This is a genomic window from Streptomyces sporangiiformans, assembly GCF_005768555.2.
Taxonomy (GTDB): domain Bacteria; phylum Actinomycetota; class Actinomycetes; order Streptomycetales; family Streptomycetaceae; genus Streptomyces; species Streptomyces sporangiiformans.
The window spans coordinates 198,154-214,975 of the sequence record NZ_VCHX02000129.1 but is presented as its reverse complement, the minus strand read 5'-3'; the positions used below and the strand labels follow the sequence as shown (position 1 = coordinate 214,975).

The 16,822-nt window shown below is 68.0% G+C and carries 18 protein-coding genes and 1 tRNA gene; 8 read left to right on the top strand and 11 right to left on the bottom strand.

From position 1 onward, the window contains the following. Positions 1-86: 86 nt before the first annotated feature. Both FGD71_RS18465 and FGD71_RS18460 read left to right on the top strand, forming a co-directional pair. Positions 87-1,571 (top strand): alpha/beta fold hydrolase, encoded by a 1,485-nt coding sequence (locus FGD71_RS18465; RefSeq protein WP_119101538.1) that lies wholly within the window; start codon positions 87-89, stop codon positions 1,569-1,571. Between the two features lie 134 nt (positions 1,572-1,705). After that, the gene (locus tag FGD71_RS18460) at positions 1,706-2,251 is read left to right on the top strand and encodes a GNAT family N-acetyltransferase (protein WP_119101537.1); all 546 of its coding nucleotides are present in this window, start codon (positions 1,706-1,708) and stop codon (positions 2,249-2,251) included. A gap of 29 nt (positions 2,252-2,280) precedes the next feature. Here FGD71_RS18460 and FGD71_RS48950 read toward each other — a convergent pair whose 3' ends face one another. The 3 genes from FGD71_RS48950 to FGD71_RS18445 form a co-directional block, all read right to left on the bottom strand. Continuing rightward, positions 2,281-2,571, bottom strand: a complete 291-nt coding sequence (locus FGD71_RS48950; protein WP_240436648.1) for a hypothetical protein — start codon at positions 2,569-2,571, stop codon at positions 2,281-2,283. A 221-nt stretch (positions 2,572-2,792) separates the two neighbouring features. Then, a complete protein-coding gene (locus FGD71_RS18450) occupies positions 2,793-4,541 on the bottom strand; it encodes a hypothetical protein (RefSeq protein ID WP_240436647.1) in 1,749 nt (582 codons plus the stop codon). A 184-nt stretch (positions 4,542-4,725) separates the two neighbouring features. After that, complete coding sequence (locus FGD71_RS18445) at positions 4,726-5,559, bottom strand: PIG-L family deacetylase (protein WP_119101535.1); 834 nt, start codon at positions 5,557-5,559, stop codon at positions 4,726-4,728. Between the two features lie 719 nt (positions 5,560-6,278). On the opposite strand from FGD71_RS18445, the gene FGD71_RS48945 reads away from it, so the two are divergent. Both FGD71_RS48945 and FGD71_RS18435 read left to right on the top strand, forming a co-directional pair. After that, a complete protein-coding gene (locus FGD71_RS48945) occupies positions 6,279-6,455 on the top strand; it encodes a hypothetical protein (RefSeq protein WP_240436646.1) in 177 nt (58 codons plus the stop codon). 8 nt (positions 6,456-6,463) lie between these two features. Continuing rightward, positions 6,464-6,718: a hypothetical protein gene (locus FGD71_RS18435; protein WP_240436645.1), complete on the top strand. Its 255-nt coding sequence runs from the start codon at positions 6,464-6,466 to the stop codon at positions 6,716-6,718. A 105-nt stretch (positions 6,719-6,823) separates the two neighbouring features. Here the strand turns inward: FGD71_RS18435 and FGD71_RS18430 are convergent, their stop codons facing one another. From FGD71_RS18430 to FGD71_RS18410, 5 genes are all read right to left on the bottom strand, one after another. After that, a complete protein-coding gene (locus FGD71_RS18430) occupies positions 6,824-7,600 on the bottom strand; it encodes a hypothetical protein (RefSeq protein WP_119101534.1) in 777 nt (258 codons plus the stop codon). 77 nt (positions 7,601-7,677) lie between these two features. After that, on the bottom strand, positions 7,678-8,205 hold the full coding sequence (locus FGD71_RS18425) for a hypothetical protein (protein WP_119101533.1): 528 nt from the start codon (positions 8,203-8,205) through the stop codon (positions 7,678-7,680). Between the two features lie 18 nt (positions 8,206-8,223). Next, positions 8,224-8,460 (bottom strand): NucA/NucB deoxyribonuclease domain-containing protein, encoded by a 237-nt coding sequence (locus tag FGD71_RS18420; protein ID WP_119101532.1) that lies wholly within the window; start codon positions 8,458-8,460, stop codon positions 8,224-8,226. A 52-nt stretch (positions 8,461-8,512) separates the two neighbouring features. Beyond that, a tRNA-Pro gene (locus FGD71_RS18415) sits at positions 8,513-8,586 on the bottom strand. A gap of 125 nt (positions 8,587-8,711) precedes the next feature. Next, complete coding sequence (locus FGD71_RS18410) at positions 8,712-9,638, bottom strand: metallophosphoesterase (RefSeq protein ID WP_119101531.1); 927 nt, start codon at positions 9,636-9,638, stop codon at positions 8,712-8,714. Positions 9,639-9,757: 119 nt separating this feature from the next. Between FGD71_RS18410 and FGD71_RS18405 the strand changes: the two genes are divergently transcribed. Continuing rightward, positions 9,758-10,225, top strand: coding sequence for a GatB/YqeY domain-containing protein (locus FGD71_RS18405; RefSeq protein ID WP_119101530.1), 468 nt, complete (start codon positions 9,758-9,760; stop codon positions 10,223-10,225). Between the two features lie 139 nt (positions 10,226-10,364). Here FGD71_RS18405 and FGD71_RS18400 read toward each other — a convergent pair whose 3' ends face one another. After that, on the bottom strand, positions 10,365-12,620 hold the full coding sequence (locus FGD71_RS18400; RefSeq protein ID WP_119101529.1) for a transglycosylase domain-containing protein: 2,256 nt from the start codon (positions 12,618-12,620) through the stop codon (positions 10,365-10,367). A 408-nt stretch (positions 12,621-13,028) separates the two neighbouring features. On the opposite strand from FGD71_RS18400, the gene wblA reads away from it, so the two are divergent. Beyond that, complete coding sequence (gene wblA, locus FGD71_RS18390; protein ID WP_059133594.1) at positions 13,029-13,367, top strand: transcriptional regulator WblA; 339 nt, start codon at positions 13,029-13,031, stop codon at positions 13,365-13,367. Between the two features lie 274 nt (positions 13,368-13,641). On the opposite strand, the gene bagB is transcribed toward wblA, so the two are convergent. Continuing rightward, entirely contained in the window at positions 13,642-15,006 is a 1,365-nt protein-coding gene (bagB, locus tag FGD71_RS18385) for an ATPase BagB (RefSeq protein ID WP_119101528.1), read from the bottom strand. Continuing rightward, a complete protein-coding gene (gene bagA / locus FGD71_RS18380) occupies positions 15,003-15,980 on the bottom strand; it encodes an ATPase BagA (protein WP_119101527.1) in 978 nt (325 codons plus the stop codon). Before bagA ends, bagB begins: the two co-directional genes overlap by 4 nt. A gap of 72 nt (positions 15,981-16,052) precedes the next feature. Between bagA and sp36 the strand changes: the two genes are divergently transcribed. After that, positions 16,053-16,214, top strand: a complete 162-nt coding sequence (gene sp36, locus FGD71_RS18375; RefSeq protein WP_003975360.1) for a Sp36 family protein — start codon at positions 16,053-16,055, stop codon at positions 16,212-16,214. Continuing rightward, a complete protein-coding gene (locus tag FGD71_RS18370; protein WP_119101526.1) occupies positions 16,211-16,678 on the top strand; it encodes a RidA family protein in 468 nt (155 codons plus the stop codon). Before sp36 ends, FGD71_RS18370 begins: the two co-directional genes overlap by 4 nt. The last annotated feature ends 144 nt before the right edge of the window (positions 16,679-16,822 follow it).

Sequence of the window (16,822 nt, the reverse complement as noted above, 5' to 3'; positions counted from 1 at the left end):
CTTTGCGCACCGCACACGCTATCGATAATCATTTTCATTTACCAGCCCCTTGTTGAAGCCTGTCGAAGCCGTCGGGAGACAGACCCTTGCCTCGTCCCAGCCCCCTGCTGTGCGCCCTCGCCGCCGCGGCGGCCCTCCTGCCCGCCACCCCCGCGCAGGCCACCGCCCCCGAAACGCAGACCCTCCGCTTCGACGCCTGCCCCGACTCCGTGCCGAGGCCCGCGGCCCCGGACCGCGTCGAGTGCGGGCGGATCAGCGTCCCGCTCGACTGGAACCGCCCCCGGGGGCCGCGCATCGAAGTGGCGGTCTCGCGTGTACCCGCTTCCGGCACCCCCGCGGAACGCCGCGGCATCCTGCTGGTCAACCCCGGTGGCCCCGGCGGCTCCGGCCTGCCCTACGCGGTCACCAAGCGCGCCAAACTCCCCGAGAGCGTGCGGCGTTCGTACGACGTCATCGGATTCGACCCGCGTGGAGTCGGCCTGAGCGCACCGGCGGACTGCGGCGCTATGGGCGGTCTCTTCGGCAGCCCGGGCGCCGACCCCCTCCCCGTCGGACCGGCGGCGGAACGCGCCTACCTGGCGTCACTGCGGCGCACGGCCGACGACTGCGCGGCGGGTGCCGGCGCCATGCTGCCGTACCTCTCGACGGAGCGGACCGTCCGGGACATGGACGCGATACGCGCCGCACTCGGCGAACCGAGGACGAGCTTCCTCGGCGTCTCCTACGGCACCTACCTCGGCGCGGCCTACGCGGCCCGCTTCCCGCACCGCACCGGCCGCATGGTTCTCGACAGCGTCGTCGGCCCGTGGGACTGGTACGACTTCGACGTCATCCAGAGCCGGGCACTGCTGCGCCAGCGCGACACCTTCTTCGCCTGGACCGCCGCCCATCCGAACCGCTTCGCCCTCGGTGGCGGCGCGGAGGCAGTGCGCCGTGTCTACCTGCGCGTCCGCGAAGGGCTCACCGCCCGGCCGGTCGCCGGCTTCGGTCCGGCGGAGTTCGACCGCGCCGTCTACCGTGCCCTCGGCCGTACCGAACGCTGGGCAGGCCTCGCCGACGGCCTGCGCACCTACCTGCGCGACGGCAGCCCCGACGCCCTCCGCCCCGCCACCGCCTTTGACAGCCCCGACTCACGCAACTACGAAGCCGCCAACCGCATCGTCAAATGCGCCGACGCGCCCGCACCCACCCCTCACCGGATCCTGTCGGACATTCGCCGCACCCGGCACCTCGACCCCCAGCCCGTCCTGACCGGCATGGAGGCGTCCACCTGCGCCTACTGGCACCACCGCCCCTCCCACCGCACCCCGCTCGGCGGCGCTGACGTCCCGCCGCTCCTGCTGGTGGCCTCCGCCCACGACCCCGTCACCCCCATCGAGGGAGCCCACCAGTTGCGTCACCTCCTGCCCGGCTCCCGCATGGTCACGCTCGACAACGACTACTCCCACGGGGTCTTCGCCAGCCGTGGCAACGCCTGCGTGGACGAGACGGCGGCCGCGTACCTCGTCGAGGGGACGGTGCCGACGGCGGACGTGCGCTGCACGGGGCCCGGACTGCCTGCGGTGCGGTGACTCCTGGCGCCCTGACCCCCTCCGAGCATTTTTGAAAAGCGTTTTCATCTGGCTAGCATGGCGGGACCCGGACCGGATGCCGACTCCGAGTCCCGCCGCGCGCTCGGCGCACGCCCTACGGGGAGGATCCCTCAGTGACCCAGACCGCACCCCACGAATACACCGTGCGGCCCGCGACACCGGCCGACGTCGACGGCGCACGCCGCGTCATGCTCGACACCTTCTACAAGGGGTTCGGATACGGATACGTGCCCACATGGCACCGCGATGTGGTGGACATCAAGCGCACGTACCTCGACGACCCCCGGCACCTGCTGCTCGTGGCCGTCCACGACGACGAGGTGGTCGCCACGACGGGAGTACGGTCGCAGGGCCCCGCCCATCCACCGCACCCCCGCTGGCTGGCCGAACGCTACCCGGACGGAACCACCGCACAACTCGTCCGCGTCTACGTCCACCCCGAACACCGACGCCGAGGACTCGCCCGCCTCCTCGTCGACACGGCCTGCGACTTCATCGCGGACACACCCGGCTACGAGCGCGTCTACCTCCACACCAACGCCAACGTCGACGGCGCGGAACCCTTCTGGCGAAGCCTGGCCAAGGAGGTGTTCGACGCTCGTACCAGCGGCGAACACGGACCGGGCGTCGCCACGGTGCACTTCGAAATCCCCATGTGACCGGCGCCCAGCGGCCTTGAACGCCTCATTCACCGAAACAGGCTGCCCTGGATGTACTCGACGACCTGCCGCTGCCCGAGCGCACGGGTGTGGTCGTGGGGAGGCGCTGGGCGATGACCTGCCATGTGCCGTGTTCCCGACGACCGTTGGGTTGGCCGGCACGGTGTCAGTCCGGCGAGCAGGGCCGTCAGTCCCGCCATCGTCACGCCCAACACGACGAAGGAGAAACAGGCGTGCTCCTGTAACCACCCCAGCCACCCCGGCCATCGCGACTCATCGGACACGGCGTTCGTGACGAGCCCGACCAGCATGGTGGTCACAGCGCCGCCTCCGGCGACGACGGCGATCGCGATCCCGTGCCGGAGTCTCATACGGAGGCCCCAGCAGCAGCCAGGGGAGCGGCCGATTCCCCCCTGGTGCCGCTGATGAGACACCACGCACTGCCAACCGACCTGGTCACGAAGGCAACCCCCGAGTAGAACGCTCCAACTTCCCTAACGGAACAATCCTCGTAGACCTTGGTCAAGCGCCGGCTCGGGGCCTACTCGGCATCGCAGCTCGTGGCCTCGGATCCAGTCGGTTCGGTAGACCTCGGGCCAGTACTCTCGCTCTTCTCGCCCGCCTCGATGGGGGCGTAGCGCCGCCGTTGCAACTCATCGCGTTCAGAGTCCGGGATCGTCATCGACTCGGCAAGCACGGCGGCGAGCGCGTCCACTTGAGTGTTGTCTATGTCAGCGTGGAAGAGCCACCGGATGTTCTCGTCGCGCGTGATGAGGTCGATCGCCAAGCGCGCGTTTCTGTCCTGTGTGGTCGTTGCTCGGACGTATCGCACTTGGTCAATCGGGATGTCCTGACGGATCTCGGCTTGCTCAAGGAATGCGTTCGTCTTGGCCGTGATGATGCGGCGATCCGTGACGGCGACCAGTGTGTTTGCCGCAGCCTTGTCCCTCGCTGCCGCCAACTTCTCCTTCGCTCCGCCGACGATCGCGGAAATGGGACCGAGGGCATCGAGCTGGTCGGGGAACCCGAGGACACGCAGGGCCTCACCGTCCTCGAGGAGCCATCGCAGGATGCGAAGGTACGGCTCTGAATCCAGCGATGCGGGTGCGCAGACGACGCCCGGAGCCTCGAGCGGAGGGGCCGGCGGATGGAGAGTATCGGCAAGAGGCTCGATCGCCTCCAGAAGCCGGGCGGAGACTTCGCGGGCTGCCTTTACGTCCTTCCGCTTCCCCGGCAGCGGCCATGCGTCGGGTCCGGGGAGTTCGGCGGTGATCCGCAGCTCCCGCGTCAGCGCGTCGACGAGGCTCGTCGTCTCGGCGAGAGCGGAGTCGAACTCCGCGCGGGTGTCGCGCGCGATGACCTTGGCGTACTGCGCCTCGGCGGCGTCTTCGCGTCCAGCGGCTCTCGCCCTCGCGGCGCGGAGCGCGTGATACCCGGTCCATGCCTTGAGGGAGGACAGGAGGGCGTAGGCATCGAAGGCGATCGCCTCGGCGTTCGTCTGCAGGTACTCACGGTGGCTGCGTGCGTCGGCCCGACCGATCTGCCTGACGTGGTCGCGGACGTTCCCTCGGTAGAGCTCAAGCTGCTTCTGCAGCAGCGCTCCACTGCCCGCGACGTCCTCCCACAAGGACGTCGGGACCGATTCGATCTCTCGCGCCTGGTCGACCGCGCGATCGATGGCGGCGACGAGCCCCGTCAGTTCGGCCCACTGATCCTTGCGGATGGTGGCGAGGACCTGACTTGTCACCGCGAGGTTGGTCCTGACGAGGCCCGAGACCTCACTCAGCATCATCTGAAGGCCGACCATGGCCAGCGCCGGCCCGATCGAGGCCGCGGTCTGCGCCTTGCTCACCGCATTCACCGGGTAGAAGCGGGCCTGATGCAGGATGCGGCCAGGAACCATCACCGCTCCGAGGTTCCCGCCGTCCTTGACGGCGAGCGTCGCGCCGCTGTTCAGCAGGGCCTGTGCCGTGTCGCCGATCCTGTAAAGCCCCTGCACGCCGGCGAACGCGTTTCCGAGATTGCCGACCACGGTTGCCGCGTTCCCGATCGAGGCGAGGATCGCTGAGATCTGCTTGCGGTCGGCAGCCGGCACGATCCCAAAGTCGATCAGATCAGGCTTCAGCTCCGGCGGGACCTCACCGGCGACGACAGCCACCCCTGGGAGCACCTCCACCAGGACCGTCGACGCCGCCGTCGAGTCGATGTCCGAGTTGGACGTCGGATCGTCCACAACAGGTGAGTCGGCGGTATTGCCCCGGCCGTTCTCCTCAGGCTCGGCGATCCCCATCGAGTCCGAAGGGTCCTGCATGCGATCTCCTCCCCCGTGGGCGCGCGCAATGGCCGGACCTCGTCGGCGTTGACTGCCGAAGTCTACGGCTCAACGCCCTGCGGTTCAGCCCGAATCCGACGGGCTGATTCCGCACTTGCTGGTGCCAGCTGAGCTCTCCAGGGCTCCGCCCCGGATGAGTGGATCAGCGCAGTCCGGCGAACAGATCGTTCTCGGGTACGGCCGCGCCGGTGGCGTCCTGGACACGTACGAAGGTCTCCATGCCCATCAACTCGCCGAACCTCTCCTTGCCCATCTTGAGGAAGAAGATGTTCTCTCCCTGACTGGCGTGCGCGGCCAGCGCGTCGAACTTCTGGCCGCTGAACGCGGTGGTGTCCACCCACGTGGTGATCTCATCGTCGGGGAGGCCGATCTCGGCCATCGCGGCGGCCTCCGCAGGATCCGGCTCCGGCATGTCCGGATGAAACTCGCGCATGATCTCCCCGAACCGCCGCATCCCCGAGCGGGGCATCGTGGTCCAGTACACCTTCGGTGTCAGCGCGGTCATCTCCAGCGCCGCCATCGTGATGCGGTGGGCCTGGATGTGGTCGGGATGGCCGTAGAAGCCGTTCTCGTCATAGGTGACGACCACATCAGGGCGGTAGTGCCGCATGAGTTCCGCGAGTCGGGCAGAGCCTTCCTCCACGGGGGTCTGCCAGAACGATCCGGGGGCGTCGTTGCTCGGCCAGCCCATCATCCCGGAGTCGGCATAATCGAGCATCTCCAGATCGCTGACCTTCAGGACGTCACAACTCGCCTTGAGTTCTTGACGGCGCATCAATGCGACGGCCGCCGGATCGTGCCCGGGATCGCCCGGCTTGACACCCCCCGGCCCGTCACCGCAACCGCCGTCGGTACACGTCACGAGAACCGTGCGGATGCCTTCCGCCGCGTACCGCGCGAGGACCCCTCCGGTTCCGGTGGCCTCGTCGTCGGGGTGGGCGTGCACCGCCATGAGCGTCAAGGGCCGGTCAGTCATCAAGCAGTCCTCCTGCAGAAATACGTCTTGGTCCGAGTGTGCGGCGGGCGTACGGCGATCCCGGGGCCCGGATCCTGTCGGGGCAGATGACCTTGTGGTCTCCGAGTTCCCCGCCCGTGCAGCGCCGATCCCTCGGTCGATGCAACGGTGCTGGCCGGACCCGCTGTTCCCGGCGCGGCTGCACGTCTCAGCGTCAGGTCGGATCTGACTTCCATCCGGCACCAGGCGTGAGATTCCGACGCGAAACTTGAGACCCTACATGTCCATCCATCCACCAGTTCGCCGCAGGCAGGCAGGAAAGATCCCGAAACGACTGGTGAGCAGCTGCGCAGCTGTGTCAACCTGCAACACCTTGCCGGAGGACCTGGTCAACGAAGTGATGCCAGTGATCCTGGAGCCAATGTTCCACCCTACGAGCCCATGGAGGCGCCCCTGCTCCCGTACCACTTCAGCGACCGCTCCCGACCGGACTTGCCGGACCCGGAGTACTCGGTCACCCCGCGTCATCTGGCCGGTGACGACGTTGTGCTCGCCGAACGGATCGGCGACACCCTGTCCGACCTCGGCTGGCGCATGTGGCCCACATCCCGTCACACCCTTCTTTACGTAAGCCCGGATGGGCTGCGTGGGGCCGAGTGGATCCTCGCGGCCTATCCGTTCGAGCTGGGCGGTCTGCCCGTTGCCTGCAGCGGAGCGCCCGCGGCCATGCCGCCTCCGCGATGCCGGAGTGGAACGCGTACTTCACCACGGGCGTCTCCTACGAGGCGCTTGCCGATCTCCTCGTGGCGATCGACGCCCGTGAGGCACCCGACGTCGGCTTCGAGGGGCCCGAGACGGTCCTCGACGCGCTGAGGTGCCCGCGTCTCTCTGGAGATGCTGCCGCCGCTCATCGCTGAGTTGGCCCATGGAGGTCGAGGCGATCGCGCGATCGGGACTCCACCGCATCCAGTACCGCCAGAACAACAAGCACGGTGGCCTGGTCGGCCTCGGCACCGCTATAGCCACTGTGTGTGCGGCGCTTCCGCACGCTCTGGCCGAGCTGGAGGAGGCAGACGGGCAGCGGCTCGTTTCCCTTACGGCCGTCGATCCCTCGCACCACAACCGTCTGCAGATCACCGACCCGAAGGCATCCCCGCCGAAGCACTGGCCCACATCCTGAGCCCGGGGCGCCCGACGGCGCCAGCTCCGCGAATCCGCCACCGAACTGGCCGTCCTGCGGCTGACTGCCTTGCGATGGGGCGCAGCGGTCTGGGACGGGACCCCTCTATGCCGACGGTCGGCGTACCACGCCGTCGTCCGTCACCTCGTACACGTCGATGCGCAACAGCTTGCGAACATGCGCCGGAACGCGCTCGACGGCCTTCACGGACGAGGACGGCACCACCAGCGCGTAGCGCGTGTGGAGTTCCTGGCTCGTCATCCGCCGCAGCAACTGTCCGTAGGCGATGTCGGCGTCGATTCCCTTCTCACTGGTGCGGCCCTTGGCTTCGCAGATCAGCCGCTCATCGCCGCGCACGGCTTCGAGATCGGTCCAACGGTCCGTGGGATCAACCGGTGTCCAGCCCTCGGCAAGAAGCCACGTACGGAAGGCGTCGGTGACCCTGTCCTCGTCGCTGTGGCGTGCAAGGATCCTCTTCAGCGCAGCCAGGTCCGCCTCCCGGTTACGGCGCAGTCGTCCGCGACCGTCCGCATCGAGGTCGGCCGGCCGGATCACGATCAGCCGCAGTCCGTGCGCGGGAATCTCCGTATCACGCCGGGCGTCGTACATCGCCCGCTGCTCGCCCCGGTGGACGCCGCTGACAGTGAGCCTGTCGGGCTTGTCGAAGTGGGGCATGGGCTGGTCGTGCTGGAGTTCCCGGTACTCGACCACGAGTTGGTGGCCGGGCCAGTAGGCGTCGACCGGCAGTTTGGCACGTCGGCCGCCCGTCCCGGGGTCGCCCTGCAGCCAGTCGAACTTGTGCTGGGTCAGTGCGGTGTCGCCGAGCACCTGGCTGCACAAGCCGACTACGTACGCCTCGTCACTGTCATCTCTCGTTCTCATGAGCGCGCATCATGCCAGCGTTCGCAGTCATCAAGGCGGGTCTTTCGAGGCGGCTGTCACACCGGCCCGTACGGATTTCAGAGGTCGTCTTCATCGACGGGTTCGGGTTCGCGGGTGTAGGCGAGGTCGAGGACGTAGCGTTCGGTGAAGGGGCAGTTGTTCCAGGCTTCGGTGAGTTGGTCTTCCGGGGAGCCGTCGGTGAGCTGGTCGAGGGTGGTGTCGTAGTAGTCGGCTGCTGCCTGGCGGCCCTGCCACCAGGCGTGGCCCTCGTAGACGCCAGGGCGGGGCAGGGTGATCTCGTCGGCGGGTCCGCGGTCGAGTTGCCCGATGACCAGGATGCCTGTTTCGGATTCGAGGCTGACGTCGGTGTGGCCTTCGGCGTCGGCGGGCGGGTCGGGTGGTGTGTCCCAGATGCGGATCGTCATCTGGACTTTCATGTCCGGCTGCAGGCTCAGGAGGTACACGTGGTAGCCGTTGCCGGCCACCACCTGTGTCTCTGCAGCGTCCAGGGCTGCTTCGTCGCCGAGGTAGGCGTCATCGTCATAGACCTCCAGAACACGGCGGCCGGGGGTGGCGGTGATGTTGTGCTCGGCGAGAAGAGCCATGCTCAGTGGGCCTTCCTGCTAGTTGGTGATCTTCACGTAGAAGGGATCGCCGTTCAGCACGCGGTTGAGGGTGTACACCTCGTTGAGGCGCGCTCCGCCTTTTCGGTTGTCCGTGCCGGTGATCAACCGGACAGAGAAGCGCTTGTCGCCCTTGGTGGACCCTTCCTCCGTGGAAGCGAAGGGGTACTCGTCACACTCCAAGCCGCTGCCGGTGTAGTCGCCCCAGACCTTCTTGCAGCGATCTCCAGGAACCACTCAGGGGCCCGACCCGCTGAGCGGATCAGGCCCCTGACCTGGCGTTTCACTGTCGGGGTGGCGGGATTTGAACCCACGACCTCTTCGTCCCGAACGAAGCGCGCTGCCAAGCTGCGCTACACCCCGATGTCGCTGCCTGCAGGCCACTGAAGTGGTCTGTGCCTGGCGACGTCGTTTACTTTAGCCCACCGGTGGCCGGAGACGAAATCCGGTTTTCGGGTGGTCGGCGGCGACGTGTGACCCCCGCGCCGTCACTCCCGCGGCGTCAGCGTCAGCAGTGTCGCCTCCGGGGGGCACGCGAAGCGCATCGGGGTGTAGCGGTTCGTGCCGCAGCCCGCCGATACGTGCATGTATGCCGTCCGTCCGGACGCCGTGTGCGTGGACAGGCCCTTCACCCGGTCCGTGTCCAGGTCGCAGTTGGTGACGAGGGCGCCGTAGAAGGGGAGGCAGACCTGGCCGCCGTGGGTGTGGCCGGCCAGGATCAGGGGGTAGCCGTCCGCGGTGAAGGCGTCGAGCGAGCGCAGGTAGGGGGCGTGGACGAGGCCCATGGAGAAATCGGCCGAGGCGGAGGGGCCGCCGGCCACCTGCGCGTACCGGTCCCGCTTGATGTGCGGGTCGTCGATGCCGGTCAGCTCGATCTCGACGCCTTCGATCTTCAGGGCGCCGCGTACGTTCGTCAGGTTCAGCCACCCCGCCGAGTCGAACCCGTCGCGCAGGTCCTCCCACGGATTGTGGATCGCGCCGACGACGGGAGGGTTTCCGTTCAGCCCGTGTCGTCCCTGTGCCTTCTCGAACAAGTACCGCACGGGGTTGCGGAAATTGGGCCCGTAGTAGTCGTTCGAGCCGAAGACGTACGCGCCCGGGAAATCCATCAGGGGCCCGAGCGCGTCCAGGACCTCGGGCACGCCCTCGGGGTCGGACAGGTTGTCGCCCGTGTTGATGACGAAGTCGGGGCGCAGCCCGGCCAGTGAGCGCAGCCAGCGTTGCTTCTTGCGCTGGCCGCTCACCATGTGGATGTCGGAGACCTGGAGGACCCGGAGCGGGCGCATACCCGTCGGCAGCACCGGGACCGTCACCCGCCGGAGGCGGAAGGAGCGGGCCTCGAAGCCCGCCGCGTACAACAGCCCGGCGGCACCGACCGCCGTGATTCCCAGGGGTACTCCGTATCGCGCGCGCATACGACCATCGTGTCAGACCGCACGCACCCTTGAAGCCACCGGAGGGGCCCGGAGGTCATCGGAGGGGGTGCCCGAAATCCACGGGCGGCCCTCGCTCCACACCTGCGACAATCAACACCATGACCACGCTCAAGTCGAAGCTGCAGGAAGACCTCAACGCCGCGATCAAGGGGCGCGATGAGCTCCGCTCCTCGACGCTCCGGCTGACCCTCGCCGCGATCACGAAGGAGGAGGTCTCGGGCAAGGAGAAGCGCGAGCTCTCCGACGACGAGGTACAGAAGGTGATCGCCAGGGAGGCGAAGAAGCGCCGTGAGGCGGCCGAGGCCTTCGCGCAGGGCGGTCGTGCCGAGTCGGCCGAGCGGGAGAAGGCGGAGGGCGAGGTCCTCGCCGACTACCTGCCCAAGCAGCTGTCCGACGACGAGCTCCAGCAGATCGTCGCCCAGGCTGTGGAGGAGGCCAAGGCGGCGGGCGCCGAGGGGCCGCGCGCCATGGGCCAGGTCATGAAGATCGTGAACCCGAAGGTGGCGGGCCAGGCCGAGGGCGGCCGCGTCGCCGCCGCGGTCAAGAAGCTGCTTGCCGGCGGCTGACGCCCGAACGGGGAGCACTCCGGGCTGAGGCTGAGGCTGAGGCTGAGGCCCGTCGGCCCGCTCCACGCAGCCATACCTCCATACGCAAGTGGGGCGCCCCTCGCATCAAGGGGCGCCCCACTTGCGTACCGCTCAGGGATTACGGAAACCGCCCGCCGTTCCCGTTCCCCCCGTTGCCGTTTCCGCCGATCGTCCAGTCGTCCGGGATCGTGAAGGTGGGGTCGGGGAACGGGAAGTCGCCGTTGTCGCCGCCGTTCCCGTTGCCGGCGTTGCCGTTATTGTCCTCGTCGTCCTCGCCCCTGCCCTTGTCCTTGTCCTTGTCGGGGTCGGGGATGTTGACGAGGTTGAAGCCCGGGGACGGCTTGCCCGCGAGGGCGCCGGTCATGGCGTCCTTCCAGATCGGGCCGGGCACCTGGCCGCCGTAGACCTTCTCGTGCCAGACGCCGCCGATCGTGATGTTGGTCATCTTGACGCTCTGGGTGGCGCTGCCGACCCAGACGGCGCCGGACAGGTTCGGCGTGTAGCCGACGAACCAGGCGTTCTTGCGCTCGTCGGTCGTACCCGTCTTACCCGCGTTGGCGCGGTCCGTGAGGCCGGCCTGCTGACCCGTACCGGAGTCGACCACACCGCTCAACAGTGTGTTTATGGTGTCGGCCGTCGTCTCGGACATCGCTCGCCTGCAGGTCGACTTCGGCACCCTCAGCGACTTCGTCTCGCCGCCGACCCGCTGCTTGATCGACTCGATGGCGACCGGCGTGCAGTACTTGCCGCGGTTGGCGAAGGTCGCGTACGCGTTCGCCATCGTCAGCGGCGAGATGCCGGTGGAGCCCAGAGTGAGGGAGGACGGGACGATGGGCAGCTTGGTGCCGTTGCCCTGCACCACGCCGAGCTTGTCGAGGATCTTGGACACCGGGCACATGCCGATGTCCTCGAGCATCTCCACGAAGTAGGTGTTGACCGACTTCTCCATGGCCTGCTTCAGCCGGTACGGGCCGACCTCCGACTCGTCCTCGTTCTCGACCGTGGCGTTGGCCGAGTTCCGCCACGCCTTCCCGTTGCAGGTCTGCACCGAGTCGGGATACGGCATCTCGAACGGCGCCGGATACGACTGGGTCGCCGGCCTGCCCTCCTCGAGGGCGGCCGAGGCCAGGAAGGGCTTGAAGGTCGAACCGGTCGGGAAGCCGAAGTTCGAGCCGCCCATGGACGCGTCGACGGAGTAGTTGTACTCGGTCTGGTTCTTGCCGTAGCCGTACGGCTTCGACTGGCCCATCCCGAGGATCTTGCCGGTGCCCGGCTCGACCAGCGTCGCGGCCGTGGCGACCTTGTCCGACTTCCTGACGTGCGTCTTGATCGAATCCTGTATCGACTTCTGCGACTGCGGGTCGAGTGTCGTACGGATCGTGAGACCGCCCTGGTTCCAGACCTTGGCCCGGGCCGCCTTGGTCTTGCCGAAGACCGGGTCGGTGAGCACCACTTCGCGCACGTAGTCACAGAAGAACGCGGAGCCCTTGACCGCGGTGATGCAGCCGTTCTTGGGCTTGCTCACCTTCAGGCCGAGCGGTTGCTCCTTGGCCTTGTCGGCCTCCGCCTGGGAGATGTCGTGGACGTCGGCCATGCGCTGCAGCACGATGTTGCGCCGTTTGGTGGCTTCCGTCTCGTCGTTGATCGGGTCGTAGCGGGTCGGTGACTGGACGACGCCCGCGAGCAGCGCGGCCTCCTCCAGCTTCAGATCCTTGGCGGACTTGGAGAAGTAGCGCTGGGACGCGGCTTCGACGCCGTAGGCCTGCTGCCCGAAGAACGTGATGTTCAGGTAGTTCTCGAGGATCTGCTTCTTGCCGAACTCCTCCTCGAGCTGAATGGCGTACTTCAGCTCGCGGATCTTGCGGCCGATGGTCTGCTGCGTGGCCTGGGCGACCTTCGTCGGGTCGTCACCGGCTTCCTCCACTGCGACGTTCTTCACCAGCTGCTGCGTCAGCGTGGACGCGCCCTGGGTCACTCCGCCGCTCTGCGCGTTCTTGTTGAGGGCGCGCAGGATGCCCTTGAGGTCCACCGCGCCGTGCTCGTAGAACCGGGCGTCCTCGATCGCGACGATCGCCTTCTGCATGTACGGCGAGATGTCCTTGAGGTCGACCACCGTGCGGTCGCGTGAGTAGACCGTGGCGATCTGGCCGCCCTGGTTGTCCAGGATCGTGGTGCGCTGGCTGAGCGGCGGCCGCTTGAGATTGGCCGGGATCTCGTCGAACCCCTCGACCGAACCCTTGGCCGCCAGGCCGAGCACGCCGGCCGCGGGCAGGGCGATACCTGCCATGACGGCTCCTGCGAGCACGCTGACACCTAGGAACTTGGCGGCCTGCTGAGTCGGCGACAGACCCCCACCCGAGCGCTTGTTTGCCATGAGGGCAGCCTACGTTCTCATTCTCCGGACACGCGTATAGGCCTTGGCCTAAGCTGCTCTCAACTGTCACAGCAGTAGGACCACGTATCAATACGTCCGGCGACCCCGAATCGTTTCGGTCGTGCCGAAACTTTTTTCTCGGCCGCGTGTCCGAATCCGCCTTATGTGTCATCTGGCGTCCGTTGTGACGCGGCTCAACTGTCCTGGTTCGCCAGGAAGGTTACGTATGTCCTCAGGTCACTCCGTTGGGTGATCTGCCGCGTACCCATAGTCCATTCGGGCCATTCAAGATTGGGCCCGAAGGGGCTGGTTGACTGTGCCCACCTTCCGTAACGTCCTCAACTGGCGGCGGTGAATATGCCGCTGCCGCCGTGGGGGAGCCTCGATTCGGGAGAGGACGGCGCCGGTATGGGCTGGGTAACCGACTGGAGTGCGCAGGCGGCCTGTCGCACTACCGATCCGGATGAACTGTTCGTTCAAGGAGCAGCGCAGAACAGGGCCAAGGCGGTGTGCACCGGATGTCCGGTACGCACGGAGTGCCTGGCCGACGCGCTCGACAATCGCGTCGAGTTCGGCGTGTGGGGAGGGATGACCGAGCGGGAGCGCCGCGCACTGCTGCGCAGGCGACCCACCGTCACCTCTTGGCGCAGGCTGCTCGAAACCGCGCGTACTGAGTACGAGCGGGGGGCGGGACTGCTGCCCCTCGACGAGGAAGAGGTGTACGAGAACTACGCGGCGGTGGGCTGACCGCCCGCCGCGGTCACGCCGCACAAAGCCGTGTAAAGCCGCACAAGCGGTACAGGCCGCACAAGCGCTACAGGTCGTACAGCCGTATCTGCCGTACAGCCGTACAGGTCAGTCGTAGTACAGGGCGTATGCGACGCGAGCTGCACTCACCGTGCAGGTCGTCTGTGACCAGGCCTTCGCGGCCCGTATGCGGCATCACACGGCTATGCGGCATCACACGACCGTACGCGGCACGCAGCACACGCAGCGGGGGCCCATCGCGGCCCCAGGAGGCTCACTCAGCTCGGGTCGGCGACGCGCCGTCCGCGAGCCGGTCACCGATGTCCCGCAGTCCCACGAGGTCATGCACATCTCCGGGCAGCGCGGCCACTTCGGTCACAGCCACCTCGGGGTGGAGCGCGGCGAAGCGATCACGCGTGCGCTGCTCGCGGGAGAGCAGCTGCATGCGCTCGGCGTGCAGCCTCAGCAGGTCTGCGGTGAGTTGGTCGATGGTTCGGGCCGTCCCGGCCCCTTCGGCGTTGATCCGGTCCGCGGCGGGGGAGCCTGCGTCGGGTGCGAGAGCCTCGGGAACTGCGGGCTGGGAAGCGGGAGATTCTGAACTGCCATACGTGTCGGGAGAGTTACGAAGTCCAGCTTTCCCGTCCTCCTGATCCACAATGCGGGCTTCCGCAAGATTTTCCGCGGCGGACGGAGCCGCGGCGAGAGCGAGGTTCTCCGCGGCGGCGAGCGCCCGCTCGGCGGACAGCTGAGCGGCGCCGCTGCCGTGGACTCGGTTCAGGACCAGACCCGCGAGCGGCATGTCCTCGGCGGCCAGGCGCTCCACGAAGTACGCGGCCTCGCGCAGCGCGTCCCGCTCCGGGGCCGCCACCACCAGGAACGCCGTGCCGGGCGCCTGGAGGAGCTTGTACGTGGCGTCCGCGCGGGTACGGAAGCCGCCGAACGTGGTGTCCATCGCGGCCACGAACGTCTGGACGTCCTTGAGCAGTTGCCCGCCGAGCAGCTTCCCCAGGGTGCCCGTCATCATCGACATCCCGACGTTCAGGAACTTCATCCCGGCGCGGCCGCCCAGCTTCGCCGGCGCGGTCAGCAGCCGGATCAGCCTGCCGTCCAGGAAGGACCCGAGCCGCTTGGGGGCGTCCAGGAAGTCGAGGGCCGAGCGCGAGGGCGGGGTGTCGACGACGATGAGATCCCATTCGTCGCGCGCCCTCAGCTGGCCCAGCTTCTCCATCGCCATGTACTCCTGCGTGCCCGCGAAGCCCGCCGAGAGCGACTGGTAGAAGGGGTTCCCCAGGATCGCGTCCGCGCGCTCGCGGTCCGCGTGCGCCTCGACGATCTCGTCGAAGGTGCGCTTCATGTCGAGCATCATCGCGTGCAGTTCGCCGCCCGCGGAGTCGTCGATGCCCTTCACCCGGCGCGGGGTGTTGTCGAGGGCGTCGATGCCCATCGACTGGGCGAGCCGGCGCGCCGGGTCGATGGTGAGGACGACCACCTTGCGCCCGCGCTCGGCGGCGCGCAGTCCGAGGGCCGCCGCTGTGGTGGTCTTGCCGACGCCGCCCGCGCCGCAGCAGACCACAATGCGGGTCTTCGGGTCGTCGAGCAGCGGGTCGATGTCCAGGATGCGGGCCGGGTCCAAGCTCATGAGATCCCTTGCTGACGCAGTTCCGTGGCGAGTTCGTACAGGCCTGCCAGGTCCATTCCCTCGGCGAGGAGCGGGAGTTCGTGCAGTGGGAGGTCGAGCTCCTGGAGCTCGGCCCGCTGCTCGCGCTCCAACGCGTACCGCTCGGCGTATTCGTCCGCCTGGGTCAGCAGCGGCCCCACCAGCCGCTCCGCGCCGCCGCCGCGGCGTGCGCCGCCGAGTCCGGCCGCGGACAGCGACTTGGCGATGGCCGCGCGCGAGGCGTCACGCGTGAGGTCCAGGTCGGCCTCGTCGAGGATCGCGGGCCGCACCATGTTCACGATGAGCCGCCCCACCGGCAGCTTCGCGGTGCGCAGCTCGGCGATGCCGTCCACCGTCTCCTGGACGGGCATCTCCTCCAGGAGCGTCACCAAGTGCACGGCCGTCTCCGCGGACTTGAGGACCCGCATGACCGCCTGCGCCTGATTGTGTATCGGGCCGATCTTGGCGAGCCCGGCCACTTCGTCGTTCACATTCAGGAAGCGGGCGATGCGGCCGGTCGGCGGGGCGTCCATGACGACGTAGTCGTATACGAACCGCCCGCGCTTGTCCTTCCGGCGAACCGCCTCGCAGGCCTTGCCCGTCAGAAGTACGTCCCTGAGGCCGGGCGCGATCGTCGTCGCGAAGTCGATGGCGCCGAGCTTCTTCAAGGCACGTCCGGCACCTCCCAGTTTGTAGAACATCTGGAGGTAGTCGAGGAGTGCCAACTCGGGGTCGATGGCGAGGGCGAACACCTCCCCGCCCCCGGGAGCGACCGCGATCTTCCGCTCCTCATAGGGCAGCGCCTCTGTCTCGAAGAGCTGCGCGATGCCTTGCCTGCCCTCGACCTCGACGAGGAGGGCGCGCTTCCCCTCAGTCGCGAGGGCGAGCGCGAGGGCCGCGGCGACCGTCGTCTTACCGGTACCGCCCTTGCCGCTGACGACCTGGAGCCTGCTCACATCTTCGAGCCTAACCAGTCTGTGCCCGGGCTACGCGGGAGGCTGTGGATAACAGCGGCTACAGTCGGCCGTATGACCAAGTGGGAATACGCAACCGTGCCGCTGCTCGTCCATGCCACGAAGCAGATTCTGGACACCTGGGGCGAGGACGGCTGGGAGCTCGTCCAGGTCGTGCCCGGGCCGAACAACCCCGAGCAGCTGGTGGCCTATCTGAAGCGCGAGAAGCAGGCGTGAGCGCGGTCGAAGCCAAGCTGGCCGAGCTCGGACTGACGCTGCCCGAGGTCGTGCCGCCGCTGGCCGCGTATCAACCCGCCGTGCAGTCCGGGGTGTACGTCTACACCTCCGGCCAGCTCCCCATGGTGGACGGCAAGCTGCCGGTCACCGGCAAGGTGGGTGCGGAGGTCGCGCCGGAGCAGGCCAAGGAGCTGGCGGCGACGTGCGCTCTGAACGCCCTGGCCGCGGTCAAGTCGGTCGCGGGCGACCTCGACCGCATCGCGCGCGTGGTGAAGGTCGTCGGCTTCGTGGCCTCGGCCACCGACTTCACGGGCCAGCCCGCCGTGGTGAACGGCGCGAGCGAGCTGCTGGGCGCGGCCCTGGGCGACAAGGGTGTCCACGCGCGCAGCGCGGTCGGCGTGGCCGTGCTTCCGCTGGACGCACCCGTCGAGGTCGAGATCCAGGTGGAGCTGACGGAGGCGTAGGCCGCGCGTTCCTCCGGGGGCGCGGAGCGTTCCTCCGGGGGCGCGGGGCGTTCCTCAGGGGGCACTGACAGGTCGGCTGACCGGAACCCCGCGGGGGCGCCGATCGGCCGTGGATCAGGCTCACCAGGAAGCACTGGTTCGTCC